The following is a 24,534-nucleotide window of genomic DNA, read 5'->3' as shown; positions in this document are numbered from 1 at the left end:
GTCTGCGCTTCGCCATCCGCGAGGGCGGTCGTACCGTCGGCGCCGGCGTCGTCGCTAAAATCATTAAGTGAGCGCCATGACCACCACCAGCCAGCGCATTCGTATCCGCCTGAAAGCCTTCGATCATCGCTTGATCGACCAGTCAGCGCGGGAAATTGTTGAGACCGCCAAACGCACCGGCGCGCAGGTTCGCGGCCCTATTCCGCTGCCGACCAAGATTGAACGGTTTACCATTTTGATTTCGCCGCATGTTAACAAGGATGCCCGTGACCAGTATGAGCTGCGTACTCATAAGCGACTGATGGATATTGTGGATCCTACTGATAAAACGGTTGATGCGCTCATGCGACTCGATCTTGCCGCTGGTGTGGACGTGCAGATCAAGCTGAACTAGGCACTCGAAATCATGAGCCACGAGGGGCAGCCTTCCCCTCCTCTGGCTCGAAATTCCCGAGATTAGAGGTTATTAAAATGGCAATAGGACTCATCGGTCGCAAGGCTGGTATGACTCGTTTGTTTACGGAAGACGGTGTTTCAATTCCTGTGACTCTCATTGAGGTCGAACCTAACCGTGTGACTCAGGTTAAGACTGAGGAGATCGACGGTTATCGTGCTCTGCAAGTGACCGTCGGCACCCGCCGTGCCAGTCGGGTTACCAAACCCATGGTGGGGCATTTCGCCAAAGCGGGAGTTGCTCCGGGTCGGAACTTGTGGGAATTCCGCTTGGTAGAGGGCGAAGGAGCAGAGATCGGGGTCGGTGCTGAGTTAACAGTAGACTTATTCCAGGCCGGTCAGAAGGTAGATGTGACCGGTACAACCATCGGTAAAGGCTTTGCAGGCGCTATCAAGCGTCACCATTTTAGCGGTCAGCGTGCTACCCACGGTAACTCGCTTTCCCATCGTGCCCCCGGTTCCATTGGCCAGAATCAAAGTCCGGGCCGGGTATTCAAGGGTAAAAAAATGGCGGGGCATCTCGGTGCGGCGCAGCGCTGTACCCAGAACCTGGAGGTGATCCGGGTGGACGGATCGCGCAATCTGCTGGCGATCAAGGGCGCAGTGCCTGGTGCCAAAGGCGGCGACGTGATGATTCGGCCCGCCGTGAAAGTGCGCCGCTAAGGGAGGCGATATGGAACTTCAGACTAAGAACGCGAGCGGCGCATTATCCGGTCAGATCACGGTCGCCGATGAGACTTTTGCCTACCCGTTCAATGAAACGCTGGTGCATCAAGTGGTCGTGGCCTATCTGGCGGGCGCTCGTGCGGGTACCCGGTCGCAGAAAACCCGTGCTGAGGTCAGCGGTGGCGGCATTAAGCCTTGGCGGCAGAAAGGCACCGGTCGTGCCCGTGCGGGTAGTACTCGTGGCCCGATCTGGCGGAGCGGCGGTGTGACTTTTGCGGCTAAACCGCAGGATCACTCGCAGAAAGTCAATCGAAAAATGTACCGCGCTGCGATGCGCTCTATCTTTTCCGAACTGCTCCGCCAGGATCGGCTACTGGTAGTAGACGCACTTGAACTGCCCGAGATCAAGACCAAGCACATGATTGTTCAGTTACAAACCCTCGGTTTAGCCGATCAGCACCGGGTGTTGCTGGTGACGGAGAACGTGGATCTGAATCTGTTCCTGTCGGCTCGTAATCTGCGGGGAGTGGCGATCAGCGATGTAGTGAGCCTTGATCCGGTCAGCTTAGTGGGATCCGATACGGTGGTGATGACGGTCGGCGCGATGCAGCGTGTTGGGGAGTGGTTGGCATGAACCAGGAACGCTTGATTCAGATTTTATTGGCTCCGCATATCTCCGAGAAGAGCAACCGGGTCGCTGAGCGCTATAACCAGGTAGTGTTCAAGGTAGCTCGTGATGCCACTAAACCAGAAATCAAAGATGCCGTGGAGTTGATGTTCAAGGTCAAAGTCAAGGGCGTTGCCGTACTCAACGTCAAGGGTAAACGCAAGCGCTTCGGATCGATGAACGGGCGGCGTTCGGATTGGCGGAAAGCCTACGTTTCCTTGGAAGCTGGCCACGAGATCGATTTCGTGGTGGCAGAGTGAGTGGGCGGTTATCGCCTCAGCATAAGAGCAAAAGGTAAACCCCATGTCCATCGTCAAGACTAAACCGACTTCGCCGGGTCGGCGTTTCGTAGTCAGAGTGGTTAACCCGGCCCTGCACAAAGGCAAGCCTCACGCACCACTGCTCGAAAAGCAGACCCGCAATGGTGGCCGCAACAACTTGGGTCGCATCACCACCCGGCATCAGGGTGGTGGCCATAAGCAACATTACCGGCTGGTTGATTTCAAGCGGGATAAGGATAACATTCCAGCTAAGGTCGAGCGGCTGGAATACGATCCTAATCGCACCGCCCATATCGCGCTGCTGCTTTACGCGGACGGTGAGCGTCGCTACATCATCGCTCCGCGTGAGGTGAACGCGGGTGCAGCGCTAATGTCTGGTCCAGCGGCACCCATCAAGCCGGGTAATGCCCTGCCGTTGCGCAATGTGCCCGTCGGTAGCCAGGTGCATTGCGTGGAGCTTCGTCCCGGCAAGGGTGCGCAACTGGCGCGTAGTGCCGGCGCTTCGGTGCAGCTGGTTGCTCGTGAAGGCAGCTATGCTACCTTGCGACTGCGTTCCGGCGAAATCCGCAAGGTCCATGTGGACTGTAAAGCCACTATTGGCAGTGTCGGTAATGAAGAACATAGCCTGCGCTCACTGGGTAAAGCGGGGGCTAAGCGTTGGCGCGGCGTCCGGCCTACCGTGCGGGGTGTGGCCATGAACCCGGTGGATCACCCGCACGGAGGTGGTGAAGGGCGTACCTCGGGTGGTCGTCACCCGGTATCTCCGTGGGGTGTGCCGACCAAGGGCTACAAAACCCGTTCGAACAAGCGTACCGATAAATTTATCGTGCGTCGGCGTAAAGCGAAATGATGCAAAGGCCGTCTGGCCTGATGACCGGACGGCCCCCCGCCGAACCGGGGATATGCAACCGAGAGGATAAGTAAGGTGCCACGTTCGATTAAAAAAGGGCCGTTTGTAGACCTTCACCTGATCAAAAAGGTGGAGCAGGCGGTTGCTACTCATACCCGGCGACCGATCAAGACCTGGTCACGGCGTTCGATGATTCTGCCTGACATGATCGGGTTGACCATCGCTGTGCATAACGGTCGCCAGCATGTGCCGATTCTGATCACCGAGAATATGGTGGGTCATAAACTGGGCGAGTTCGCTGCCACCCGTACCTATCGCGGGCATTCAGCGGACAAGAAGTCCAAATAAGGGGGCGACCATGCAATCCGTTGCGATTTTGAAACATGCCCGTATCTCGCCGCAGAAAGCCCGATTGGTAGCTGACCAAGTTCGCAGCTTGCCGGTGGGTCGCGCTTTGCAGTTGCTGACCTTCAGCGACAAGAAAGCTGCTGTACTGATTAAGAAGGTACTTGAATCGGCCATTGCCAATGCCGAGCACAATGAGGGTGCCGACATTGATGAGCTGAAGGTAGCTACTATTTGCGTGGACTGTGGCCCACTGCTGAAACGGATGCACGCCCGCGCTAAAGGGCGTGGTAACCGCATTGTCAAGCGTACCAGTCACATTACCGTGACCGTGGCTGAAAACTAGGAGCGAGAACGACATGGGTCAGAAAGTCAACCCCACGGGGATACGGTTGGGTATCTCGTCCGACTGGACGTCGAAATGGTACGCCAGCAGCAAGAATTTCCCTGATTTGCTGGAAACCGACCTGCGGGTGCGTCAGTTTCTGAAAAAGAAATTGATTAATGCTTCGGTGAGCCGAATTCAGATTGAGCGCCCGGCTCGACTGGCGCGTATCACTATCCATACGGCCCGACCCGGGGTAGTCATTGGTAAAAAGGGCGAGGATATTGAGGCACTGCGTAAGGCGGTCTCGCGGATGATGGGACTGGAGGTTAAAGATCTTCAGATTAACATCGAAGAGATCCGCAAGCCGGAACTGGATGCCCAGTTGGTTGCCGAAGGCGTGGCTCAGCAGTTGGAACGACGTATCATGTTCCGGCGTGCGATGAAGCGATCGGTGACTAACGCGATGCGGTTGGGTGCGCTCGGGATTAAAATACAGGTTTCCGGTCGCTTGAACGGCGCTGAAATCGCCCGCAGCGAGTGGACCCGCGAAGGGCGAGTGCCGCTGCATACCCTGCGTGCTAATGTCGATTATGGCTTTGCTGAAGCTCGCACTACCTATGGCGTAATCGGTATTAAGACCTGGATTTTCAAGGGCGAAGTGTTTGGCTTAGACCGGCAGGGTGAAACCAAGTCCGACAAGGCGACCGGTAGCTGAGTGCCTAGAATTGTTGCGGAGTTCTGTGCCCCAGCGCGGATCTCCTTAGTTTTATAGACGAGACGGAACATGTTACAGCCGAAAAGAACGAAATTCCGCAAGCAGCGCAAGGGGCGCAACACTGGGGTTGCTACCAGTGGCACCCAGGTGAGTTTCGGCGAGTACGGGTTGAAATGCACCACTCGCGGGATGTTAACCGCCCGCCAGATCGAAGCTGCCCGCCGTGCGATCAATCGCTATATCAAGCGTGGTGGTAAGGTGTGGATTCGCATTTTCCCGGACAAGCCGATTACCAAGAAACCGCTGGAAGTGCGTATGGGCAGCGGTAAGGGTAATGTCGAATTCTGGGTCGCCAGAATCAAACCTGGGCGAGTGTTGTACGAGGTGGAAGGAGTGACTGAAGCCATCGCCCGCGAGGCCTTCCGCTTGGCGGCGGCCAAGCTCCCGGTGCGGACGATCTTTGTGACCCGGACGGTGATGTGATGAATGCAAGCGAATTGCGGCAGAAGAGTGTGGATGAACTGAAGCAGGAACTGTTAGCGCTGCGGCGTGAGCAGTTCAACCTACGGATGCAACGAGCCACCAGCCAAGCCAGTAAGCCCCACTTGTTTGAACGGGCGCGGCGTAACATTGCACGGGTCAAGATGGTGTTGAGTGAGAAGGCGGGCGCGGTATGACAACAATGGAAACCCAAGTGGAGCGCACTTTGACCGGGCGTGTCACCAGCAACAAAATGGATAAAACCATCACGGTGGCTATCGAGCGGCTGGTCAAGCATCCCGTTTACGGCAAGTACATCCGCCGCACCACCAAGCTACACGCTCACGATGAGCGTAACGAATGCCATGCGGGCGATCTGGTGACTATCCAGCAGAGCCGACCCCGATCCAAAACCAAGGCATGGGCTTTGGTCGCGGTGGTCGAACGAGCGCAATAATCGCCTTGTATAAGCCGGGCTTGCCCGGACGGTTCGGCATTTTCCAGAATCTGTGAACGGGATGTAAAACCATGATTCAGATGCAAACAATGTTGGAAGTCGCCGACAACAGCGGCGCCCGCCGGCTGATGTGCATCAAGGTGCTGGGTGGTTCCCACCGCCGCTACGCACTGATTGGCGACGTGATTAAAGTCAGTGTTAAGGATGCGATTCCCCGTGGCAAAGTCAGCAAGGGTGAAGTCTACAACGCGGTGGTAGTGCGTACCCGTAAAGGGGTGCGTCGGCCGGATGGTTCGCTGATTCGCTTCGACGGCAATGCGGCGGTGCTGCTCAATAACAAGCTGGAGCCGATTGGTACCCGCATCTTCGGACCGGTCACCCGCGAATTGCGCGGTGAACGGTTCATGAAAATTATTTCCCTGGCACCGGAAGTGCTGTGAGGCGGAAGGAAGACGGTTATGCGCAGAATTCGAAAAGGTGATGAAGTGATCGTCATCACCGGTAAAGACAAGAGTCGGCGTGGCAAGATCACGCAGATGATGGGTGATGAGCGAGTGATCGTGGCTGGCATTAATATGGCTAAACGCCATACCAAGCCTAATCCGGCTCGTGGGATAGCCGGTGGCATTGTCGAGCGCGAAGCGGCGATTCACGTTTCCAACGTGATGCTGTTTAATCCACTCACCAAGAAAGGCGACCGAGTGGGTTTTCGCGTGTTGGAGGACGGACGCAAGGTGCGTTACTTCAAATCCAACAATGAAGTTGTAGATGTTTGAGGAGGCGATCATGGCCCGACTGCAACAGTATTACCGCGAGACCGTGACGCCAAAGCTGCTCGAACAGTTCAGCTATCGTAACGTCATGGAAGTACCGCGTATCACCAAGATCACTCTGAACATGGGAGTGGGCGAGGCGGTTGCTGATAAGAAGATCATGGATCATGCCGTCAGCAACCTGACTCAGATCGCTGGGCAAAAACCAGTGGTGACACTGTCGCGCAAGTCCATCGCGGGTTTCAAAATCCGTGCGGACTGGCCGATTGGCTGCAAGGTCACGCTGCGCCGCGCCCAGATGTACGAGTTCCTGGATCGACTGGTCAATGTAGCGATCCCGCGCATCCGTGATTTTCGCGGTTTTAGCGCCCGTGCCTTCGATGGTCGCGGTAATTACAGCTTGGGTGTGCGCGAACAGATTATTTTTCCGGAAATTGACTACGACAAGATCGACGCTATTCGTGGCCTCGACATCACTATCACCACCACGGCGCGCACCGATGAAGAAGGCCGTGCGCTGCTGGCGGCATTCAATTTCCCGTTTCGGAATTGAGGATGAAGCTGTGGCTAAATTGAGCATGATCAATCGTGAAGCCAAGCGGACGCGCATCGTTGCGCAGTATGCCGCCAAACGGGCCGAGCTGAAGGAAACCATCCGCGATCTGACGAATGGCGACGAGCAACGGCGCGACGCACAAAAACGGTTGCAGGCGTTGCCACGCGACGCCAGTCCGAGCCGGCAGCGCAACCGTTGTCGGCTGACCGGGCGGTCGCATGGTTTTTATCGCAAGTTTGGGCTGGGGCGTAACAAGTTGCGGGAAGCCACCATGCGTGGTGATGTCCCTGGCCTGCACAAGGCGAGTTGGTAAGCAGTCCTACCACTGGTGGTGGGACGAAACCACTTTTAAGTTCAGGGTTTACCCCGCCGCCGGCGGTGGCCCCAAGACTGACCACATGGAGTTTTTGAACCATGAGTATGACGGATCCCGTCGCGGATATGCTGACGCGCATTCGCAATGCCCAAAATGCCGCTAAGACCCGGGTAACAATGCCGGCTTCCAAGCTAAAAATGGCTATCGCCCAAGTTTTGCATGACGAAGGCTATATCGCTGATTTCACGGTTGCACAAACCGCTCCCAGCAAGTCTGAGTTGACCATTGCGCTCAAGTACTTTGAAGGCCAGCCGGTGATCGAGCGGATCGAACGGATCAGCCGTCCTGGCCGGCGAGTGTTTCGTGGTAAGAATGAACTGCCGAAAGTGATGGGCGGCTTGGGGGTAGCCATCGTGTCCACTCCCAAGGGCTTGATGAGTGATCGTGCCGCTCGCGCTGCGGGTCATGGCGGCGAAGTGTTGTGCGCTGTGGCCTAAAAAGGAGTGATCTCATGACGAGCCTTGTCAAGGAACAGAAAATCCGCACATCCCGGGTCGGGAAGAAACCGATCCCGGTACCTGTTGGCGTGGATGTAACCATCGAAGGCCAGCGTATTGCCCTCAAAGGTAAAAAAGGGGTAGCAGAACTGCATGTCCATCCATGGGTAGCCGTTCAGCGCGATGGCACTGAACTGAAGATCAGTGCGCACGAGATAACTAATGACGGCAAGCACCGGGCAATGACGGGCACCATGCGTGCCCTGCTGAACAATATGGTGATCGGCGTCACTCAGGGCTTCGAGCGTAAGTTGCAGCTGGTCGGTGTGGGTTATAAGGCGCAGGCGCAAGGCAAGGTATTGAACCTGACGCTTGGTTTCTCCCATCCGGTTGAATTCAAAGTGCCGGAAGGGATTGTCATTGAGACGCCGGTTCAGACTGAAATCATCATCCGGGGTGTAGACAAGCAGCAGGTCGGCGAAGTCGCTGCTAAAATTCGTGCCTACCGACCGCCAGAACCCTACAAGGGCAAAGGTGTGCGTTATACGGATGAGACTATCATCTTGAAAGAAGCCAAAAAGAAGTAAGGATCTGCCATGGACAAGAAAGCAGCCGATAAGAAGGTCGCACGTCTACGGCGTGGATTACGGACCCGGTTCAAGATTCGCGAGTTGGGTGTTTGCCGGTTGTGTGTACATCGCACTCCCAACCACATTTACGCTCAGCTCATCGCGCCGGCCCCGGCAGGTGACCGAACCTTGGTCGCTGCTTCCACGTTGGAGCCGGGGTTGCGCCAGACGCTCAAAAGTACGGGTAATGTCGAAGCGGCACAGGCGGTAGGCAAGGCCATCGCTGATAAAGCCAAGGCTATGGGCGTGACCCAGGTTGCGTTCGACCGCTCCGGCTTCAAGTATCACGGTCGGGTCAAGGCGCTGGCCGATGCCGCCCGCGAGAACGGTTTGGAGTTTTAGGAGCAGATATGGCGACGAACGTGGAAAGTTCCCAGAGTAGCGACGGCTTGCAAGAGAAGCTGATTACTGTCAATCGTGTGGCCAAGGTAGTTAAGGGAGGTCGGCAGTTTGGCTTTACGGCGCTGACCGTAGTAGGCGACGGTAATGGCAGGGTCGGCTTGGGCTATGGTAAGGCTCGTGAAGTACCCATGGCGATCCAGAAGGCGATGGATAAAGCGCGCAAAAACATGTGCAGCGTACCGCTGAACGGCACGACTTTGCAGTATCCGGTAACTGCCGAACACGGTGCAGCGCAGGTGTTCATGCAACCGGCGTCCGAAGGTACCGGCATTATCGCCGGTGGCGCCATGCGTGCGGTGTTCGAGGTCGTGGGGGTCAAGGATGTGTTGGCTAAATGCATCGGTTCGCGCAATCCCATCAACGTAGTACGGGCCACTATCCACGGCCTGAGCGCCATGAAATCGCCTGACTATCAAGCAACCAAACGCGGCAAAAGCGTGGACGAGATTCGGAGTTGAGTACCATGGTGGACAAGCTGAAAGTCACTCTCGTTAAAAGCGCGCATGGCCGTCTAGCCGCACATAAGGCCTGTGTGCGTGGGCTGGGGCTGCGACGGACGCAGAGCAGCGCAATGGTTATAGACACTCCGGAAAACCGGGGAATGATTCGTAAAGTCTCGTATTTGCTGAAAGTTGAGGAGACCAGCAACCATGCGTCTTAATACCCTCAAGCCAGCCCCTGGCAGCCGGCCTGAGCAGCAACGGGTCGGGCGCGGTATCGGTTCCGGCCTTGGTAAGACCGCAGGGCGTGGTCATAAAGGTCAGCATGCCCGAGCGGGCGGCTATCACAAGGTCGGTTTCGAAGGCGGTCAGATGCCCTTGCAGCGGCGCTTGCCCAAACGTGGCTTCCGGTCAATGACCGCCAAGGACACGGCTGAAGTGCGTTTACACGAGTTGGCAAAGGTTGGAGCTGAGGTGATCGACCTAGCAGCGCTGAAGGCGGCCAATATCGTGCCCATCTTTGCCAGACAAGCCAAGGTAATCCTCTCCGGAAAGCTGAATCAACCGGTGACTTTGCGTGGTCTGGCGTTGACGCAAGGTGCGCGGGCCGCAGTGCTGGCGGTCGGCGGAACGATCCACGAGTAAGCGTATGGCTACTGCCCTGCCGGATCTCGGCAAAATGACTGAACTGCGTCAGCGCCTGCTGTTTTTGTTGGGGGCGCTGGTCGTGTTCCGCGTCGGCACCCACATCCCGGTGCCCGGCATCGATTCAGAAGCCATGGCGCAGTTGTTTAACCAGCAGCGCGGTACCATTCTGGATATGTTCAATATGTTTTCAGGAGGGGCGCTACAGCGGTTGAGCATTTTTGCGCTCGGGGTGATGCCGTATATTTCGGCATCGATCATTCTGCAACTGATGTCTATGGTGGTGCCGTCGCTGGAGCAATTGCGCAAGGAAGGTGGGGCCGCCGGCCGCCACGCCCTGACCCGCTACACTCGTTATCTGACTGTGGTGCTGGCGGCATTCCAGGCGATAGGGGTCAGCATTGCGCTACAAAACCAGATGGCGAGTGGCACTTCAGTGGTCATCACGCCCGGCGTTGGCTTTATCATGACCGCGACGATTACCCTGGTGACCGGTACCCTGTTTCTGATGTGGCTAGGCGAGCAGGTGACGGAACGCGGGATCGGCAACGGCATTTCCATGTTGATCTTCGCGGGCATCGTCGCTGGCCTGCCGCATGCAGTGGGTGGCACCTTGGAGTTAGCCCGGACCGGCGAAATCCATCTGATGCTGGTGTTGTTCCTGTTGGCGCTGACGGTTCTGGTCACTGGTTTCGTGGTGTTCGTTGAGCGCGGTCAGCGGCGAATTACGGTGAATTACGCCAAGCGCCAGCAGGGTCGGCGGGTATACGCTGCCCAGACGACCCATCTGCCGTTGAAGCTGAACATGTCGGGGGTGATTCCACCGATATTCGCTTCAAGCCTGATTCTGTTTCCGGCCACGCTGGGAAGCTGGTTCGGCAATGTGCCACACATGGAGTGGCTGCGCGATCTAAGTTCGACCCTGTCACCAGGTCAGCCACTGTATGTGCTGTTCTACGCCAGCTTAATTGTCTTTTTTTGCTTCTTCTATACAGCGCTGGTATTTAATTCCAAGGAAACGGCTGACAATTTGAAGAAATCCGGGGCGTTTATTCCCGGAATTCGTCCGGGAGTACAGACGGCAGCCTATATTGACAAGGTGCTGACCCGGCTGACTTTGTTGGGAGCCATTTACATCACAGGTGTCTGCTTGTTGCCTGAATTCCTAATCCTGTATTGGCGGGTGCCGTTCTATTTTGGCGGCACATCACTGCTGATCATTGTGGTGGTGGTTATGGATTTCATGGCCCAAGTGCAGGCGCATCTGATGTCGCATCAGTACGAGAGTCTGCTGAAGAAAAGTAGTTTCAAGGGGCAGAGTCTGTTGCGTTGATCGCAAACTATTCGTGGCGTGTCGCCGTGCGACCGCCCCGCCAAATCCTGGAGATTAGCCATGAAAGTGCGTGCTTCGGTAAAGAAAATTTGCCGTAATTGTAAAATCATCCGTCGTGATCGGGTGGTTCGAGTGATTTGTACGGATGCTCGTCATAAGCAACGGCAGGGATAAAAAAATCGCAGTCAATATTGATTTGCATCGCCGGGTAGATTAGATTCTCGCTTCTTTGCGTGGCGTTCGCTCAGTGTGATGGAAGGAGTTGCAAGGTATGGCCCGTATTGCAGGTATCAATATTCCAGTCAATAAGCATGCAGTGATTTCACTGCAGGCTATTTACGGAATTGGTCGGACCCGCGCCCAACAGATTTGTGAGGAGGCTAAAATTGCCCCAGATCTCAAAGTTCGTGATCTGAATGAAGCGCAAGTGGACGCATTGCGCGCTGAGGTGACTAAGTACACCGTGGAAGGCGATTTGCGTCGTGAAGTATCCATGAGCATCAAGCGATTGATGGATCTGGGTTGTTACCGTGGTTTGCGCCATCGCCGGGGATTGCCGGTGCGTGGTCAACGCACCCGCACTAACGCCCGGACACGTAAGGGTCCGCGTCGTGCAGTTCGCAAGTAACAACAAGTCACCACAATTTTTTGGAATTCCGTTGGCATAGGTCGGAGCATGGCAAAACCGGTTACTAAGACGCGAAAGCGTGTCAAAAAGAATGTTGTGGATGGTATCGCTCATATCCACGCCTCGTTCAACAACACCATCATTACCATCACGGATCGCCAAGGCAATACGTTGGGATGGGCTACTTCAGGGGGTTCCGGGTTTCGTGGCTCTCGCAAAAGTACACCGTTTGCGGCGCAGGTCGCTGCAGAGCGGGTAGGTAATGCGGTCAAAGAGTACGGCCTCAAAAATCTCGAAGTTAACGTCAAGGGGCCAGGGCCAGGTCGGGAATCTGCCGTGCGTGCGCTCAACGCTTCTGGCTTTAAGATCATGAGTATTATGGACGTGACACCGATTCCGCATAACGGCTGTCGTCCCCCGAAACGCCGTCGCGTCTAGTCTAGGAGTCATAACCATGGCGAGATATCTCGGTCCCAAGTGTAAACTGAGTCGCAGGGAAGGCATGGATTTGTTCCTGAAATCTACTGCCCGGGCGTTGGAGTCCAAATGCAATCTGGAGAAACCACCGGGCCAGCACGGTGCCCGACGCCCCCGGTTGTCCGACTATGGTTTACAACTGCGTGAAAAGCAGAAGTTACGCCGTATTTATGGTGTGCTTGAGCGGCAGTTTGTCAATTATTACAAGGAAGCCGCCCGTCGCAAGGGTGCTACCGGTGAGAACTTGTTGAGGCTGCTGGAATGCCGGTTGGATAACGTGGTTTACCGGATGGGTTTCGGTAGTACCCGAGCTGAAGCCCGGCAGTTGGTATCGCACCGCGCTATTATCGTCAATGGTCAGCGCGTCAACATTGCGTCTTACCAGATCAAGCCAGATGACGTGGTCGCGATCCATGAGAAGAGCAGGACCCAGACCCGTGTCCAGTATTCCCTGCAATTGGCTCAGAGCCATGGTTTCGTGGACTGGGTGGATGTGGATGCCGGCAAGATGGCTGGAGTGTTCAAGCGGGTTCCTGATCGTGGTGATTTGCCGTCCGATATCAACGAATCCCTAGTGGTGGAGTTGTACTCAAAGTGACCGATTCCGAGGGAAAACGGATGGTGGGCGCATTTGATTTGCTGAAACCGACGCGAGTCGAGGTGGATAAACTCACGCCGAGATTGGCGCAGGTGACGGTGGAACCGTTGGAGCGTGGGTTTGGTTATACCCTTGGCAATGCCCTGCGGCGGATCCTGCTCTCATCCATACCGGGTGCGGCGATTGTCGAGTGCGAGATTGAGGGTGTTCTGCACGAATACTCCACGATTGAGGGTGTGCAGGAAGATGTGATTGATATCCTGCTCAATCTGAAGGGTGTGGCTATCACTCTGCAGGAAGGAGTTGGCGAGGCGGCTCTGACATTGACCAAGCGCGGACCTGGTCCAGTGCTGGCTGGAGATATCGAGACCAGTCATACCGTCGAGATCATTAATCCGGATCATATCATCGCCCATCTGACCAAGAGCGGTGAGTTAAGCATGAGGCTCAAAATCGAGCGTGGCTGTGGTTACTGGCCGGCCACCCAGCGCGAAGGCGTCGAGGGTGAAACCCGCTCGATAGGTCGGTTGCGGCTGGATGCTTCCTTCAGTCCCGTCGCACGGATCAGCTACCGGGTTGAGAATGCCCGCGTCGAACAAAGAACCAATCTGGATAAACTGGTTCTGACGCTGGAAACCAACGGCACGATCGAGCCTGAAGAAGCAATTCGGACTGCTTCCCGGATTTTGCAAGACCAATTAGAAGTATTCGTGGCGCTCAAGGGCAAGAAAGAAGAACGGCCTCAGCCTGACCTAGTGGATGTCGATCCCGCATTGATGCAGTCGGTGGATGATTTAGAGCTGACGGTACGCTCGGCGAACTGCCTGAAGGCAGAAAATATCTACTATATTGGCGATCTGGTGCAGCGCACCGAGGCGGAGTTGCTTAAGACACCGAACCTTGGCAAGAAATCGCTGACCGAGATTAAGGATGTACTCGCTAAGTTCAAGCTATCTTTAGGCATGAAGATCGAGAATTGGCCCCCGCCTGGACTCAGCATAGAGCAGTCCGAAGAGCGAGCGGCGGCGCGGCGTGCCAGCATGGATATTGATGCAATGGATATGGATAAGCCATCCCTATCGGGGTCTCGAACTGTAGTAGGCGATGCTACTGATACGGACGCCGATGCCGAGTAACGCAAGACCTTGGTAAGTTTTCGTTTGCCCAATAATTTAAAGGAATAACTGTTATGCGTCATCGCAAGGCTGGTCGCAAACTGAACCGAACCAGTAGCCATCGTAAGGCCATGTTTCGTAATATGGCGGCTTCACTGTTCGCTCATGAGATTATCCGTACCACGTTGCCCAAGGCCAAGGAACTGCGCCAAGTCGCCGAGCCATTGATCACGCTGTCGAAAGAAGACAGTGTAGCCCGGCGGCGGCTGGCGTTTGCTCGATTGCGCGACCGGGATGTCGTCACCAAGCTGTTCAACGAGCTGGGGCCTCGCTATCAACAGCGTCCGGGTGGTTATCTGCGTATTTTGAAGTGTGGGTTTCGTAGTGGCGACAACGCACCCATGGCTTATGTTGAGTTGGTGGATCGTGCGGAATTGGCGACCGTTGAATAGCAATGCTGGTTCGACAGTATCGCCGTGCGGCATAGTGTGTGGACTTACTCTAGTTTCTTTGCACAGCGCAAGAGCAACGTAGCACTGTGATGAATGACCCTTCGCTGCGTTGCATTAACTCAGTGTTCGGGTCACCACCTGCAACAAATCCCACAAATCGAAAATGCGGGCAACGTAAGCATCGTGCAGCCGGTAGCCGTTACCTTGGCAGGTTAACTCATCTTCGAGCGCATCCAGCAGTTTTAGCAGCTTGCGTTCATGCAGCCCCATCGCTTGCTGGAGAGGATCAGCGATCACGCCAGCGCCAGCAGTCAGTACCCCCAACGCTACAATCAAACCGCCCGTGGTCGTGACCAGCAGTCCAGCGGAGACCGTGGCTGGAAAGAGTCCGTAGTACATTGATCCTAGCGTCGGTCCGAGCATAAAGTTGGCAATAGCCAAATGGTTAGCGAGGACCGTTGCAGTAGCGCCGCCGATGGCTACGGCACCGGGCGTAAATTGCTGGAAGGTGGCGATACCTGCGGCTAGACCGAGCAAGGATCCGGATAAATCAGCCACTGCTGTGCGGCTGCTGGCGTAGGTGGACAGATATTTTTCGAGCCGCTGGCGGAAATTCTGGTGATGTGCGAGATCATCAAGTCGGATCAGTTCGGGAATCAGCAACTGACTTATGGTTGGATGCGCCAAAATGGTCTCTAGCAGTGCATCCCGGGCACAGCATCGACCTTCCCGGTTGAAAGGCAACTCCAGCAGTTCGCTATAGATCAGCCATTCGATTTCGCGTTCGACATCAGTTTTAAAGCCAGGTGGCAAGCGGTCAAGCTGTTGGGCAAAGGTATCCAGTCGGAGTTTGCGGCTCAGCGCCGCCCCCCCGCGTGCTAACAGGTATGGGATAGACCAGAGTACGTTGGTAGGGGTACGAAGCAGGTCTTTGCCCAGTGCCCAGCGGTTGATGCGCAATGCGCCCCTAAACGAAAAGTGTCTGCGAGTGAATGGCGCGACCCGTGCGCGGCGCTCGGCTAGGTAACAGCGCGTGGCATCGTTGACGGCCGCACGGATCTGCGCGACCACCACTTCGTCAGACATGATGAAAACCGCTCCCCGCGCTTCGCCCATGCCAATTGCTCATGGGTGAAGCGGACGTTAGGGTTGGAGGATTGGCAGCGGGCATGGAGGCGGTGGTCTGCGGATGAGTCAATCCTACTGGGTAATGGCTTCACGGAGTTGTTGGCTCAGTCCACGCATCACCAGCAGGCTATAACGCGCTTCGAGCAGATTTTTGTAAGGCCCGAAACACTCACCGAATGCTTTGAACCACCATCCATCGGTTTCAAACCAGATGAAGGGATGATTGATTCTGTAGCTGCCACGCATGGTTTTAACCTCTCACCTGTATCGGTTACGCCTGCCGGTCGGATTTACCGGACGAAACTTTAGTTTTCAATATTGTTCTTTATCGCGTTGGCGTTGCGTTCGAACCATCAATGATCGTACAGCGTCAGACTGAATCTTAGTTGATAAGCCGTTACTTTTGACCGATGGCGACGCCTCGCCTACTACATAATAATGACACCATAAATGAATTTTTGTTGCAATGCAGAATAAAATACCGGGCGTGGGTGGCTTGAAGCGGTGCCCACGCCGTTTGATGTTGTGGAATACAGCGATTAGGTGCTGAAAGCTCAGAAAGGCGCGAGGCCAAGTAAAATCAGTTGGCCTGAAGGAGTATCTTGCCAATATGGCTGTTGGATTCCATCAGAGCATGAGCTGCCGCCGCCTCGGTTAGCGGGAAAACCCGGTCAATAAGCGGTCGGATCGCGCCGCTGGCCAGCAATGGCCAGACAATTTCGCGCAGCGCCCGGGTAATGGGTGCCTTGTGAGCAACGGGACGGGCGCGCAGGGTCGATCCGGTAATCGTCAGCCGCTTCATCATGACCGGCGCCAGATTCAATTCCACTGTGGCCCCGCGCAGAAAGGCGATGAAAACGAGCCGACCTTCGACAGCGAGTGTGCTGAGATTTCGTTGCATGTAATCGCCGCCGACCATATCCAGGATTACGTTTACGCCCTGACCGTTAGTGGCTGCTTTGATCGCCTGGACGAAATCTTCCTCACGATAATTGATGACCCGTTCAGCGCCTAGATCGAGACAGGGCTGAATTTTCTCACTGCCGCCAACGGTGGCGAACACCCGCGAACCGAGCGTTTTAGCCAGTTGGATGGCGGTCGTGCCGATACCACTGGCCCCACCGTGAACTAGCAGACTTTCTCCGGGTTGCAGCCGCGCCCGATCAAAAACATTGCTCCAGACCGTGAAAAAAGTCTCAGGCAAGGCAGCGGCCTGCTGCACGGTCAGTCCCGCTGGAATGGGCAGGCATTGCTGCGCGGGAGCGGTACAGTATTCGGCGTAGCCGCCGCCGGTGAGCAGTGCGCAAACCTCATCACCGACCCGCCAGGTATCCACGCCCTCACCAAGCGCAACGATGCTGCCGGCGACTTCCAACCCTGGAAGATCGGAAGCGCCGGGGGGCGGTGGATAGCTGCCTTGACGCTGTAAACAGTCGGGACGATTGACCCCGGCAGCGGCAACCTTGATTAAGACTTCGCCGAGCGTAGGTTGCGGCAGTGGACGGCGAGTGGGAACCAGCTTTTCCGGGCCACCGGGTTCAGTGATTTCAATAGCGGTCATCAAGTCGGGCAGAGTCGGGTGCATAGTACGGTCTCAAAGGCAAGCGGTGACTGGGTAGCGTGGGTGTGAGTTGGGTGGTTCAGGAACACTTGGAATCGCCGCAATTCAGGCAAGTCAGGCAGCCGTCCATCACGATCACGGCTTTGGTGTGGCACTTGCCGCACAGGGTTGCTTCTGGCGGGAAGGTGCTTTCACCGGCATCCTCGACAGCTTTCATCCCGATCTCGTATTTATTGCGCTGCTTTTCGATGAACTCGCGCTGATACCCATCCAAGCCGTCTTCCTTAAATAGCCCCATGGATCGCATGTGCGATTCGATGACGTCGCCAATTTCCGCGACCAGCGAAGGCATGTATTTGCCACCCTTCTTAAAGTAGCCGCCTTTTGGATCAAACACTGAGCGCATTTCCTCGACCAGGAAGGTGACATCGCCGCCCTTGCGGAAGACGGCTGAAAGGATGCGAGTCAGGGCGACGATCCATTGAAAGTGATCCATCGCCTTGGAATTAATGAAAATCTCGAACGGTCGTCGCACTTCGTGTTCAGTGTCTGGATTCAGCACGATGTCGTTGATGGTGATGTACAGCGCATGATCCGATAGCGGAGTTTTGACCTTGTAGGTCGCGCCCTTCAAAACATCCGGTCGAGCTACGCTTTCGTGCATGTGCTGCACGGCTGGATTGGGGTTGCTTGCCGGTGTGGGTGAAACGTCGTCGGGTTTGACGACGCTGTAGCCGACGATTTTTTTATCTATTTTGATAGGCATCTCATTCCTCTAAAGCAAGACATCGCTGTGTAAACTCACCATTTCCCGTAATACCCCTCCTTGATGGCATCAAACAAATTCGCCGCCGAGTGAATCTCGCCGTCATACTCAATTTCCTCGTTGCCCTTGGCCTCGATCTCCGATCCATCTTCCAGCACGAAACGGTAGCGGGTATTGGCTAAATCCTGTTCCTTGACCAGCACGCCCTGAAATGCCGCCGGATTAAAGCGGAAGGTCGTGCAACCCTTGAGACCTTGCTCATAGGCGTACAGGTAAATGTCCTTGAACGCTTCATAAGGAAAATCCGTTGGGACGTTGGCCGTCTTGGAAATCGAGGAATCAATCCACTTCTGGGCGGCGGCCTGAATATCCACATGCTGCTTCGGGGTCACGTCATCTGCGGTGATGAAGATCGGGGGCAGTCGGTTTTCAACCCCTTCGGCATCAGGCATGGCCGTGGGATTGATTAGGTGTCGGTAAGCCAGCAACTCGAATGAAAACACATCCACCTTTTCCTTGGATTTTTTACCGGGACGGATAATGTTGCGGGCGTAATGATGAGCAAAACTGGGTTCGATACCGTTGCTGGCGTTGTTGGCTAAAGACAGGGCAATCGTTCCGGTCGGAGCAATCGAGGTGTGGTGAGTAAAACGCGCCCCAACCTGGGCCAGTTCCTCGACCAGTTGCGGGGCGATCTCAGCGATCCGCTGCATATAGCGACTATAGCGTGCATGAAGCACCTTGCCTTGAATGGGGTCGCCTTTCTGGTAGCCATCCCGAACCATTTCCGGGCGTTGATGCAGCATCTGGGTGGTGATGGTGAATTCTTGTTCGAGGATCGGCGCAGGTCCTTTTTCCTTGGCCAGTTCCAAGGCAACCCGCCAACCCGCCAAGGCCATTTCACGAGTGACTTGCTCGGTAAATGCCAATGACTCGGGAGAACCGTACTCCATATTCAATAGCGTCAACGTGGAACCCAGACCCAGATAACCCATGCCGTGACGGCGCTTGCTGACGATTTCCTGGCGTTGTTCGCTTAAGGGTAGACCGTTAATTTCCACCACGTTGTCCAGCATGCGGGTAAAAACCGCCACCACGTCGCGATAAGTGTCCCAATCGAAGCGGGCGTGATCGGTGAACGGATTTTGAACAAATAGGGTCAGGTTGATCGAGCCGAGCAAGCAACTACCGTAGGGGGGCAGCGGCTGTTCGCCGCAATTATGCGCATGTAGACCATTCGCATCAAAGGTATTGATTCCAGGTACTTGAACGTCGTAGACATCTTCATAAGCATCCGGAATCACGGCGGCAACGGTCGCTACGAAACGCTCGCGGTTTAACGCGCGTTGGTAATTTTTTAAGGCGAATTTGAGTTGAAACGCTTTGTTACTGTCGGTAAAACCGATTAATTGTTCAAAGATCGGTAAATTATCACCACTGATGACCAATTCGTGTTGCGCCGAGATTGCATAATCGGCAAGCTCTCTATGGCTGTTCGGTAACCGGGCAATACCCGCCGGTCTACGATTACGGTAAATCTTCGCCACAATGCCTAAGCGGAGCAGCATGCGTTGCACCGCTTCAAGGCGCGTTAGATCAGATTGCGCCAAACGCACGCTGACGCCATTTTCCTGGCTGCCTTGCACAGAACCGTCGGCATCAAAAAAACCTTGTAGAAAACCTCGGTAAAATTTGCTGGAAGCACTTTCCATGACCGGTGTAATGACTTTATGATTTGGAGACATGCCGATTTCTTGCGCCAAGTCTTTTAAGCCGGCAAAACTGAGTCGAAACTCATTGCGTCCCGCTATTTCAGTCCAGCCTTTAAAATCCGCCCGCTTGTTAAATGCTTGAGTGGCGCACAGCACTTTCGCCATGATCGCCTCAACGCCTGAATTAATAGTTTCACCATTACTAACAGCGGCCGATTTCCATACCGACAATACCGCCTTATCGTCTTTTAGAGTGCCGTCGCCGACCAATAGCCCCAACAAATAACCTTGCTGTTCGGTGTATTGACCTTGCCAACTAGAGTGCTCACGGTGGTTGTGCAATAATACCCAGTCGCCGGGCGCCAAATGAGCCGCTTCACACCACTGGGTTTCCAAGTGATAACGGTTATGACGAACGACCTTGCGCACTCGATGGTCGTTCGTTAAGCGCAAACTAAAGCCTTCTTCGGTAGTTAATTTCAGCACCGCTTTGGTTGCGGTTTTAAAAAAACCTTCTTCGCCGGAATGATAAATCCGCCCATCGACGAGTAAATCCAATGGTTTTCCGAGAATCGTACTCACTTGTCGTGGCCCTTGTGCGGTTTGAACCCAAGTGTCGGCGGTGACGCAGGGATTCGTGGCACGGATATTTTCACAAAACCAGTTGTTATTCATCTCATTCACTTCATCAATGAGAATAAATCCCGGTTCTGCGTAGTCATAAGTGGACGCCATGATGGCATCCCAAAGCCGCCGGGCGCGGATTTTCCGATAAACCTTGCATGCGACTTGCCCAGCTTCATTACTAATCAAGCCATCGTGAGTTGGCCACTGGCGCCAAATAATGAGATCAGCATTGTTGAGATCAATCTGATCCTGCGCCGCTTCCTTAGCCAACAGCGGAAAAGCCAGCGTCCAATCCTGGTCCTGTTTGACCGCTTCCATGAATTCGCGGGTGATCAACAACGACAGGTTGAATTGTCGTAACCGACCCGCTTCACGTTTGGCGCGGATAAATTCCATGACATCCGGGTGTCCGATGTCGAAAGTGCCCATCTGGGCGCCCCGGCGTCCGCCCGCCGACGAGACGGTAAAGCACATCTTGTCGTAGATGTCCATGAACGACAGCGGCCCTGACGTGTACGCACCGGCTCCCGACACATAGGCCCCGCGAGGGCGGAGCGTGGAAAACTCATAGCCGATGCCGCATCCCGCCTTCAGCGTCAATCCAGCTTCATGCACCTTGCGCAGAATGTCGTCCATCGAATCCGTAATTGTGCCGGACACGGTGCAGTTGATGGTCGAGGTGGCCGGCTTATGATCCCAGGCTCCCGCGTTGGAGATGATGCGCCCCGCCGGGATGGCGCCATGCCGCAGCGCCCACAAAAATTTATCGCCCCAGTGTTCACGCAGTTCCGGGGTGATTTCTACGTCCGCCAGCGCTTTAGCGACTCGTTGATAAGTACCGTCAATGGTTTCATCCAGCACCTGCCCATCTTTGGCTTTCAAGCGATATTTCTGATCCCAAATATCCCAGGATGCGGGTTGCATCGGTACGGAGGCGGCTATGGTCGAACAGCTGATGGGTTGCAAGTGCGCGGTTTTCATAAGCCGGTGTTCTCAAGGAAACAGGGGGGAGCATGGAGGATGAGCGGCAAGGGCCATGGTTCCAATGTCGTGGATATCGTGCAAGCTCTACTTGGTAGCGCCAATCACCCAATTCTAGAGGAGAAAATTTCAGACGCAATTCCTATATGATGTGGATATAAAAAAAATAAACACAATATAATGTGTTGAAGCGTGAGATTAACACGTTGTTTCCGTTAACAATCGGCTTTATCAAGAAGAGTGATCACAGTCATATGCGCTGTAGGGGGTAAACCTTGTTGTCAAGGGGTGGCGGCGGTGGTATAACCGGCTAAACTTTGTTGGGTATCGTCAATAACCGACACAAAAACCGAGGGAGAATCTGAATGAAGCTCTTGCATGCCCCTCTTGTAATGCTCTGTCTTGGGCTGGGGGCTTGTATGTCCCAAGTGCCCGTTGCAACAACTTATCCAGTCACTTTCCAAAAAAAGATGCAGGCTGCCCAGCACTGGGACATTCTTGCAGCGGATGTGGCGACTAGGTTGCAAGGTACGCTGATCGGCTCTGGCGAGCAGCAGGGACGTTCTACCACCCTGTACGTTAAGCAGCCGAGGTACGATAGTGACTTTGGGGAAGCCTTTCACAACTTGCTGATCACGCATCTGCTGGATCGTGGGTTTAGCATGAGTGAGAATCCGGCAGTGGGTTTGCCGGTGACTTACAATATTCAAGTGGTATCCCACAAGGATCGCGGGTTTATCCGACCGACTCCAGGGTTGTTCACCGCATTAACCGGCACCGTGCTGGTGATACGCGATGTGGCGAGCCATCATACGGCAGCGGCGGCAGTTGGAGTAGGAGCCGTTGCCCTGGATGTAGCGACTGGTTTTATCACCGACAATCCGAATACCGAAGTGATCGTGACGACCTCAGTCATGAGTGGTGATCGCTATGCGGCGCGTTTGCGTGATATTTACTATGTCAGCGATAACAACGTTGACCAGTACATCGCCAAGGGGCCTGTGTCGCCGCCGCCGGTTACCACCCGCATCGTGGAGGTCGTTGGGCCATGAATGGGAATGTGATGGTACGCGGAGCAACAGTTCTGTTGATAACGCTGAACTTGGGCATCTTGGGGTGCGCTTCCTCGGCAGACGATGTGCCAGTTCGCCAGGTCATTCAGGATGCGAACCTGGTTGACAAGAACTACGCGGCGGCTGATGCGTTGCTGGCGCGGGCGCCTTGGCTCAAGGAACGGCGCGATCCCCTGCTGGCAGCCACTTTTGTAGATATCAACAATCTCGAAGCATCATCCGGGCTGGGGCGCGTCATCGGCGAGCAGATTGGTTCCCGGTTTGCGCAGCAGAGCTTCACGGTGATCGAGATCAAGATGCGCAATAACATTTTTGTTGCTGAAGGCACTGGCGAATTGACCTTGTCGCGCTCGGTCAAGGAAATCAGTCAGTCGCATAATGCGGCAGCGGTGATTGCTGGAACCTATGCGGTTGCGCGGCAATCGGTTTACGTTACCGCCCGGCTGATTCGTGCGACCGATAATCTGATATTGGCGTCCTATGATTATGTGATCCCGCTTGGACCAGATGCCAAAGCCTTGGTAGCTGCGCAATAACCGCCTGCCTTAACCTCTCCATGTAACGCCCTTTCCCTTGAATGGGGGAAGGGCGTTATCTTTTTGGTGGGAATACCGCTAATCAGTGGTCAAGCCCAGTCGTTCGCCGATAGCCAGCGTCGTTCCGGCCTGATTCATGGTGTAGAAATGCAGCCCTGGCGCACCTCCCGCCAGCAGGCGCTGGCAAAGATCGGTCACGACATCCAGCCCAAAGGCGCGAATGGCATCGCGATCTTCGCCAAAACCTTCCAGCCGCCTGCGAATCCAGCGTGGAATTTCCGCCCCGCAGGCGTCCGAGAACCGCGCCAGTTGGGTGTAATTCGTGATCGGCATAATGCCGGGCACGATGGGCAAATCCAGCCCCAGGCGCTGGCAATCATCCACAAGGCGAAAATACGATTCCGGGTTGTAGAAATACTGGGTGATAGCGCTGTTGGCACCGGCCTCGACCTTGCGCTGGAAGTTGAGCAGGTCGCGTTCGGGACTCAGGGCCTGGGGGTGAAATTCGGGATAGGCGGCTACTTCAATGTGAAAGTAGTCGCCGGTCTCGGCGCGGATGAACTCCACCAGTTCATTGGCGTAACGGAATTCACCGAATTCGCGCATCCCGGATGGCAAATCGCCGCGCAAGGCGACGATGCGGTGGATACCCTGAGCGCGGTAGTGATCCAGAATCTCCCGAATTCCGCTGCGGGTGGACGCGACGCAGGTCAGATGCGGGGCGGCATCCACCCCGCTATGCGTCTGGATCGCCTGGATCGCTTCAAAGGTGCGTTCCCGGGTGGAACCACCCGCGCCGTAAGTGACCGAGAAGAACGCGGGCTGCATTCGCATCAGTTCTTCGCGGGCGGCGAACAGCTTGCGCATCCCTTCATCGGTGTTGGGAGGGAAGAATTCGCAACTGAAGGTTTGGGGCCAGTTTGACTGAGGCATTATTTAAGCGGCTTTTTGGGGATGTAGGGCGTCTGTGGATTGACGACCAAGGTCTGTTGACGAGGATTGATGACCACATCCATGTCTTCCAGAGGAATAACCCCCAGCAGTGGTTCGGTATTACCCGGTAACACCATCGCTCGCACCGTCGTGGCGCGGTTGGCGAAGCGGACATCCACGGGGCCTACAATGTCCAGTTTGATCCGTCTGCCATCAGCCATCTCCGCCAATTGCTCGTCTAGTTTGGGTAGATCCAGTTGAGTTGCAATATCTTCGTTGATCGCCAGCATGTAAGCACCGCTATCGACCAAGGCTTTGATCGTAATATGTCGAACCTGATCGGATTGCAGATAGCCCCGCCGTTGCAGAGCAAGATCATCGCTGTTGAATAATTCAAGATCAGCATAAATCAAACCCATGGCACCCTCATTACGATTGAAATATTCACCAGCTTGAATATCCGGTATTTTCTATAAGATGGCAATATGTGGATCGCCTGACTCTGTTGAGCAATTAAGGTGTCATGCTGATGTAATCAGCTCAGTGTAGTATGAAATTTTATTCAATGCCTTGATGCAAAATGCTCATACCCATCTATGAAAAAACCGACAAGGGTCGGAAAGAGATTGAAGGTCGCGTATACGGTCTGTCCGCAAAGGGGCGCAGGGTTCTGATCCTGGTTGATGCCCAGAAAACGGAGGTCGATCTGTCGGTGGCGGCGGGTGTTGGCAAGGAAATCCAACCGTTGTTGAAGTTGCTGCTCGACGGCGGCTTTATCGCGCCACGCGATGCACAGACTACCCAGGCTTCGAAAGCGCCCGCTCCCGTCGTGGCTGAATCTGCATCACCCTCCCCATTTATGCCAAGACCGAAGCGAACGGAGTACCCGCCCGAAGACATTGCGCTGGTCAAAAAAATCATCCTGGACACGATAGATGAATATTTAGGTTTGCTAGGCGCGGATATCCGGCGGCGAGTCGAAGCATCAAATGATTTCAACTCGATCATTAACTGTATTGCAAGATGGAATCTAGCCATGCGCGAGAGCAAACTGGCTAAGCCTGTCGCTGGTTATTACTTGCAGAAGGTTCAAGCCATTCTGGATTGAGATTTT

Annotated in this window: 37 protein-coding genes and 2 pseudogenes; 32 read left to right on the top strand and 7 right to left on the bottom strand. The window is 54.9% G+C overall.

Annotated features, from left to right (window positions below):
• The 29 genes and pseudogenes from BN874_RS23515 to rplQ all read left to right on the top strand — a co-directional run.
• Nucleotides 1–71, top strand: a 71-nt coding sequence (locus BN874_RS23515; protein WP_078536286.1) for an EF-Tu C-terminal domain-related protein, incomplete at its 5' end; no start/stop codon positions are given.
• A 5-nt stretch (nucleotides 72–76) separates the two neighbouring features.
• Nucleotides 77–394 carry a 30S ribosomal protein S10 gene (gene rpsJ, locus BN874_RS10355; protein ID WP_034432858.1) on the top strand — a complete coding sequence of 106 codons (318 nt, stop codon included), beginning with the start codon at nucleotides 77–79 and terminating at the stop codon, nucleotides 392–394.
• A 77-nt stretch (nucleotides 395–471) separates the two neighbouring features.
• Nucleotides 472–1,116 carry a 50S ribosomal protein L3 gene (rplC, locus tag BN874_RS10350; RefSeq protein ID WP_034432856.1) on the top strand — a complete coding sequence of 215 codons (645 nt, stop codon included), beginning with the start codon at nucleotides 472–474 and terminating at the stop codon, nucleotides 1,114–1,116.
• A 10-nt stretch (nucleotides 1,117–1,126) separates the two neighbouring features.
• Complete coding sequence (gene rplD, locus BN874_RS10345; RefSeq protein ID WP_034432854.1) at nucleotides 1,127–1,753, top strand: 50S ribosomal protein L4; 627 nt, start codon at nucleotides 1,127–1,129, stop codon at nucleotides 1,751–1,753.
• The gene (gene rplW, locus BN874_RS10340; protein ID WP_034432852.1) at nucleotides 1,750–2,046 is read left to right on the top strand and encodes a 50S ribosomal protein L23; all 297 of its coding nucleotides are present in this window, start codon (nucleotides 1,750–1,752) and stop codon (nucleotides 2,044–2,046) included. Before rplD ends, rplW begins: the two co-directional genes overlap by 4 nt.
• Before the next feature lie 43 nt (nucleotides 2,047–2,089).
• Entirely contained in the window at nucleotides 2,090–2,917 is an 828-nt protein-coding gene (gene rplB / locus BN874_RS10335; protein WP_034432850.1) for a 50S ribosomal protein L2, read from the top strand.
• A gap of 75 nt (nucleotides 2,918–2,992) precedes the next feature.
• Nucleotides 2,993–3,265: a 30S ribosomal protein S19 gene (rpsS, locus tag BN874_RS10330; RefSeq protein WP_034432848.1), complete on the top strand. Its 273-nt coding sequence runs from the start codon at nucleotides 2,993–2,995 to the stop codon at nucleotides 3,263–3,265.
• 10 nt (nucleotides 3,266–3,275) lie between these two features.
• A complete protein-coding gene (rplV, locus tag BN874_RS10325; RefSeq protein ID WP_034432847.1) occupies nucleotides 3,276–3,608 on the top strand; it encodes a 50S ribosomal protein L22 in 333 nt (110 codons plus the stop codon).
• A gap of 13 nt (nucleotides 3,609–3,621) precedes the next feature.
• Entirely contained in the window at nucleotides 3,622–4,305 is a 684-nt protein-coding gene (gene rpsC / locus BN874_RS10320; RefSeq protein ID WP_034432846.1) for a 30S ribosomal protein S3, read from the top strand.
• A gap of 69 nt (nucleotides 4,306–4,374) precedes the next feature.
• Nucleotides 4,375–4,788 (top strand): 50S ribosomal protein L16, encoded by a 414-nt coding sequence (gene rplP / locus BN874_RS10315; protein ID WP_034432845.1) that lies wholly within the window; start codon nucleotides 4,375–4,377, stop codon nucleotides 4,786–4,788.
• Nucleotides 4,788–4,982 carry a 50S ribosomal protein L29 gene (rpmC, locus tag BN874_RS10310; protein WP_034432844.1) on the top strand — a complete coding sequence of 65 codons (195 nt, stop codon included), beginning with the start codon at nucleotides 4,788–4,790 and terminating at the stop codon, nucleotides 4,980–4,982. The genes rplP and rpmC overlap by 1 nt, the downstream gene beginning before the upstream one ends.
• Nucleotides 4,983–4,987: 5 nt before the next feature.
• A complete protein-coding gene (rpsQ, locus tag BN874_RS10305; protein WP_034432843.1) occupies nucleotides 4,988–5,242 on the top strand; it encodes a 30S ribosomal protein S17 in 255 nt (84 codons plus the stop codon).
• A 71-nt stretch (nucleotides 5,243–5,313) separates the two neighbouring features.
• Nucleotides 5,314–5,682: a 50S ribosomal protein L14 gene (gene rplN / locus BN874_RS10300; protein ID WP_034432841.1), complete on the top strand. Its 369-nt coding sequence runs from the start codon at nucleotides 5,314–5,316 to the stop codon at nucleotides 5,680–5,682.
• Nucleotides 5,683–5,700: 18 nt separating this feature from the next.
• Complete coding sequence (gene rplX, locus BN874_RS10295) at nucleotides 5,701–6,018, top strand: 50S ribosomal protein L24 (protein ID WP_034432838.1); 318 nt, start codon at nucleotides 5,701–5,703, stop codon at nucleotides 6,016–6,018.
• Nucleotides 6,019–6,028: 10 nt separating this feature from the next.
• Entirely contained in the window at nucleotides 6,029–6,568 is a 540-nt protein-coding gene (gene rplE / locus BN874_RS10290; protein ID WP_034432888.1) for a 50S ribosomal protein L5, read from the top strand.
• A 10-nt stretch (nucleotides 6,569–6,578) separates the two neighbouring features.
• Entirely contained in the window at nucleotides 6,579–6,884 is a 306-nt protein-coding gene (gene rpsN / locus BN874_RS10285; protein WP_034432836.1) for a 30S ribosomal protein S14, read from the top strand.
• A 101-nt stretch (nucleotides 6,885–6,985) separates the two neighbouring features.
• Entirely contained in the window at nucleotides 6,986–7,384 is a 399-nt protein-coding gene (gene rpsH / locus BN874_RS10280) for a 30S ribosomal protein S8 (protein WP_034432834.1), read from the top strand.
• 14 nt (nucleotides 7,385–7,398) lie between these two features.
• Nucleotides 7,399–7,971, top strand: a complete 573-nt coding sequence (rplF, locus tag BN874_RS10275) for a 50S ribosomal protein L6 (protein ID WP_051497694.1) — start codon at nucleotides 7,399–7,401, stop codon at nucleotides 7,969–7,971.
• A gap of 9 nt (nucleotides 7,972–7,980) precedes the next feature.
• Nucleotides 7,981–8,355 carry a 50S ribosomal protein L18 gene (gene rplR / locus BN874_RS10270; RefSeq protein WP_034432832.1) on the top strand — a complete coding sequence of 125 codons (375 nt, stop codon included), beginning with the start codon at nucleotides 7,981–7,983 and terminating at the stop codon, nucleotides 8,353–8,355.
• A gap of 8 nt (nucleotides 8,356–8,363) precedes the next feature.
• Nucleotides 8,364–8,873 (top strand): 30S ribosomal protein S5, encoded by a 510-nt coding sequence (gene rpsE, locus BN874_RS10265; RefSeq protein ID WP_034432830.1) that lies wholly within the window; start codon nucleotides 8,364–8,366, stop codon nucleotides 8,871–8,873.
• 8 nt (nucleotides 8,874–8,881) lie between these two features.
• Complete coding sequence (gene rpmD / locus BN874_RS10260; protein WP_034432883.1) at nucleotides 8,882–9,076, top strand: 50S ribosomal protein L30; 195 nt, start codon at nucleotides 8,882–8,884, stop codon at nucleotides 9,074–9,076.
• A complete protein-coding gene (rplO, locus tag BN874_RS10255) occupies nucleotides 9,066–9,500 on the top strand; it encodes a 50S ribosomal protein L15 (protein WP_034432828.1) in 435 nt (144 codons plus the stop codon). The genes rpmD and rplO overlap by 11 nt, the downstream gene beginning before the upstream one ends.
• Before the next feature lie 4 nt (nucleotides 9,501–9,504).
• Nucleotides 9,505–10,833: a preprotein translocase subunit SecY gene (secY, locus tag BN874_RS10250; protein WP_034432826.1), complete on the top strand. Its 1,329-nt coding sequence runs from the start codon at nucleotides 9,505–9,507 to the stop codon at nucleotides 10,831–10,833.
• Nucleotides 10,834–10,893: 60 nt separating this feature from the next.
• Complete coding sequence (gene rpmJ, locus BN874_RS23510) at nucleotides 10,894–11,007, top strand: 50S ribosomal protein L36 (RefSeq protein WP_081756295.1); 114 nt, start codon at nucleotides 10,894–10,896, stop codon at nucleotides 11,005–11,007.
• Nucleotides 11,008–11,104: 97 nt separating this feature from the next.
• Complete coding sequence (rpsM, locus tag BN874_RS10245; RefSeq protein WP_034432824.1) at nucleotides 11,105–11,461, top strand: 30S ribosomal protein S13; 357 nt, start codon at nucleotides 11,105–11,107, stop codon at nucleotides 11,459–11,461.
• Nucleotides 11,462–11,509: 48 nt separating this feature from the next.
• On the top strand, nucleotides 11,510–11,899 hold the full coding sequence (rpsK, locus tag BN874_RS10240; RefSeq protein WP_034432822.1) for a 30S ribosomal protein S11: 390 nt from the start codon (nucleotides 11,510–11,512) through the stop codon (nucleotides 11,897–11,899).
• A gap of 16 nt (nucleotides 11,900–11,915) precedes the next feature.
• Complete coding sequence (gene rpsD / locus BN874_RS10235) at nucleotides 11,916–12,536, top strand: 30S ribosomal protein S4 (RefSeq protein ID WP_034432819.1); 621 nt, start codon at nucleotides 11,916–11,918, stop codon at nucleotides 12,534–12,536.
• Between the two features lie 20 nt (nucleotides 12,537–12,556).
• Nucleotides 12,557–13,531, top strand: a pseudogene (locus tag BN874_RS10230) (DNA-directed RNA polymerase subunit alpha); the annotation flags it as partial.
• 194 nt (nucleotides 13,532–13,725) lie between these two features.
• Nucleotides 13,726–14,103 carry a 50S ribosomal protein L17 gene (gene rplQ / locus BN874_RS10225; protein WP_034432817.1) on the top strand — a complete coding sequence of 126 codons (378 nt, stop codon included), beginning with the start codon at nucleotides 13,726–13,728 and terminating at the stop codon, nucleotides 14,101–14,103.
• A gap of 114 nt (nucleotides 14,104–14,217) precedes the next feature.
• On the opposite strand, the gene BN874_RS10220 is transcribed toward rplQ, so the two are convergent.
• The 5 genes and pseudogenes from BN874_RS10220 to BN874_RS10205 all read right to left on the bottom strand — a co-directional run.
• The gene (locus BN874_RS10220) at nucleotides 14,218–15,189 is read right to left on the bottom strand and encodes a DUF6635 family protein (protein ID WP_154724858.1); all 972 of its coding nucleotides are present in this window, start codon (nucleotides 15,187–15,189) and stop codon (nucleotides 14,218–14,220) included.
• A 114-nt stretch (nucleotides 15,190–15,303) separates the two neighbouring features.
• Nucleotides 15,304–15,477 (bottom strand): hypothetical protein, encoded by a 174-nt coding sequence (locus BN874_RS24455; protein ID WP_154724857.1) that lies wholly within the window; start codon nucleotides 15,475–15,477, stop codon nucleotides 15,304–15,306.
• A gap of 334 nt (nucleotides 15,478–15,811) precedes the next feature.
• Nucleotides 15,812–16,816: an NAD(P)H-quinone oxidoreductase gene (locus BN874_RS10215; protein WP_034432815.1), complete on the bottom strand. Its 1,005-nt coding sequence runs from the start codon at nucleotides 16,814–16,816 to the stop codon at nucleotides 15,812–15,814.
• Nucleotides 16,817–16,871: 55 nt separating this feature from the next.
• Entirely contained in the window at nucleotides 16,872–17,558 is a 687-nt protein-coding gene (locus tag BN874_RS10210; RefSeq protein WP_034432813.1) for a TSCPD domain-containing protein, read from the bottom strand.
• 35 nt (nucleotides 17,559–17,593) lie between these two features.
• A pseudogene (locus tag BN874_RS10205) lies at nucleotides 17,594–20,818 on the bottom strand (ribonucleotide reductase barrel domain-containing protein); the annotation flags it as partial.
• A 479-nt stretch (nucleotides 20,819–21,297) separates the two neighbouring features.
• Here BN874_RS10205 and BN874_RS10200 point away from each other — a divergent pair.
• Together BN874_RS10200 and BN874_RS10195 are read left to right on the top strand one after the other, a co-directional pair.
• A complete protein-coding gene (locus tag BN874_RS10200; protein ID WP_154724855.1) occupies nucleotides 21,298–21,930 on the top strand; it encodes a hypothetical protein in 633 nt (210 codons plus the stop codon).
• Between the two features lie 35 nt (nucleotides 21,931–21,965).
• On the top strand, nucleotides 21,966–22,487 hold the full coding sequence (locus tag BN874_RS10195; protein ID WP_154724854.1) for a FlgO family outer membrane protein: 522 nt from the start codon (nucleotides 21,966–21,968) through the stop codon (nucleotides 22,485–22,487).
• Nucleotides 22,488–22,565: 78 nt separating this feature from the next.
• Here the strand turns inward: BN874_RS10195 and metF are convergent, their stop codons facing one another.
• Nucleotides 22,566–23,420 carry a methylenetetrahydrofolate reductase [NAD(P)H] gene (metF, locus tag BN874_RS10190; RefSeq protein ID WP_034432809.1) on the bottom strand — a complete coding sequence of 285 codons (855 nt, stop codon included), beginning with the start codon at nucleotides 23,418–23,420 and terminating at the stop codon, nucleotides 22,566–22,568.
• Nucleotides 23,420–23,839, bottom strand: a complete 420-nt coding sequence (locus BN874_RS10185) for a clan AA aspartic protease (RefSeq protein WP_034432807.1) — start codon at nucleotides 23,837–23,839, stop codon at nucleotides 23,420–23,422. The genes metF and BN874_RS10185 overlap by 1 nt, the downstream gene beginning before the upstream one ends.
• 161 nt (nucleotides 23,840–24,000) lie before the next feature.
• Between BN874_RS10185 and BN874_RS22530 the strand changes: the two genes are divergently transcribed.
• On the top strand, nucleotides 24,001–24,528 hold the full coding sequence (locus tag BN874_RS22530) for a hypothetical protein (protein WP_051497690.1): 528 nt from the start codon (nucleotides 24,001–24,003) through the stop codon (nucleotides 24,526–24,528).
• Nucleotides 24,529–24,534 lie beyond the last annotated feature (6 nt).

Source organism: Candidatus Contendobacter odensis Run_B_J11 (assembly GCF_000531125.1).
GTDB lineage: Bacteria > Pseudomonadota > Gammaproteobacteria > Competibacterales > Competibacteraceae > Contendibacter > Contendibacter odensensis.
Note: the sequence above shows the minus strand (reverse complement) of the source record. Positions and strands in the feature narration are given on the sequence as shown.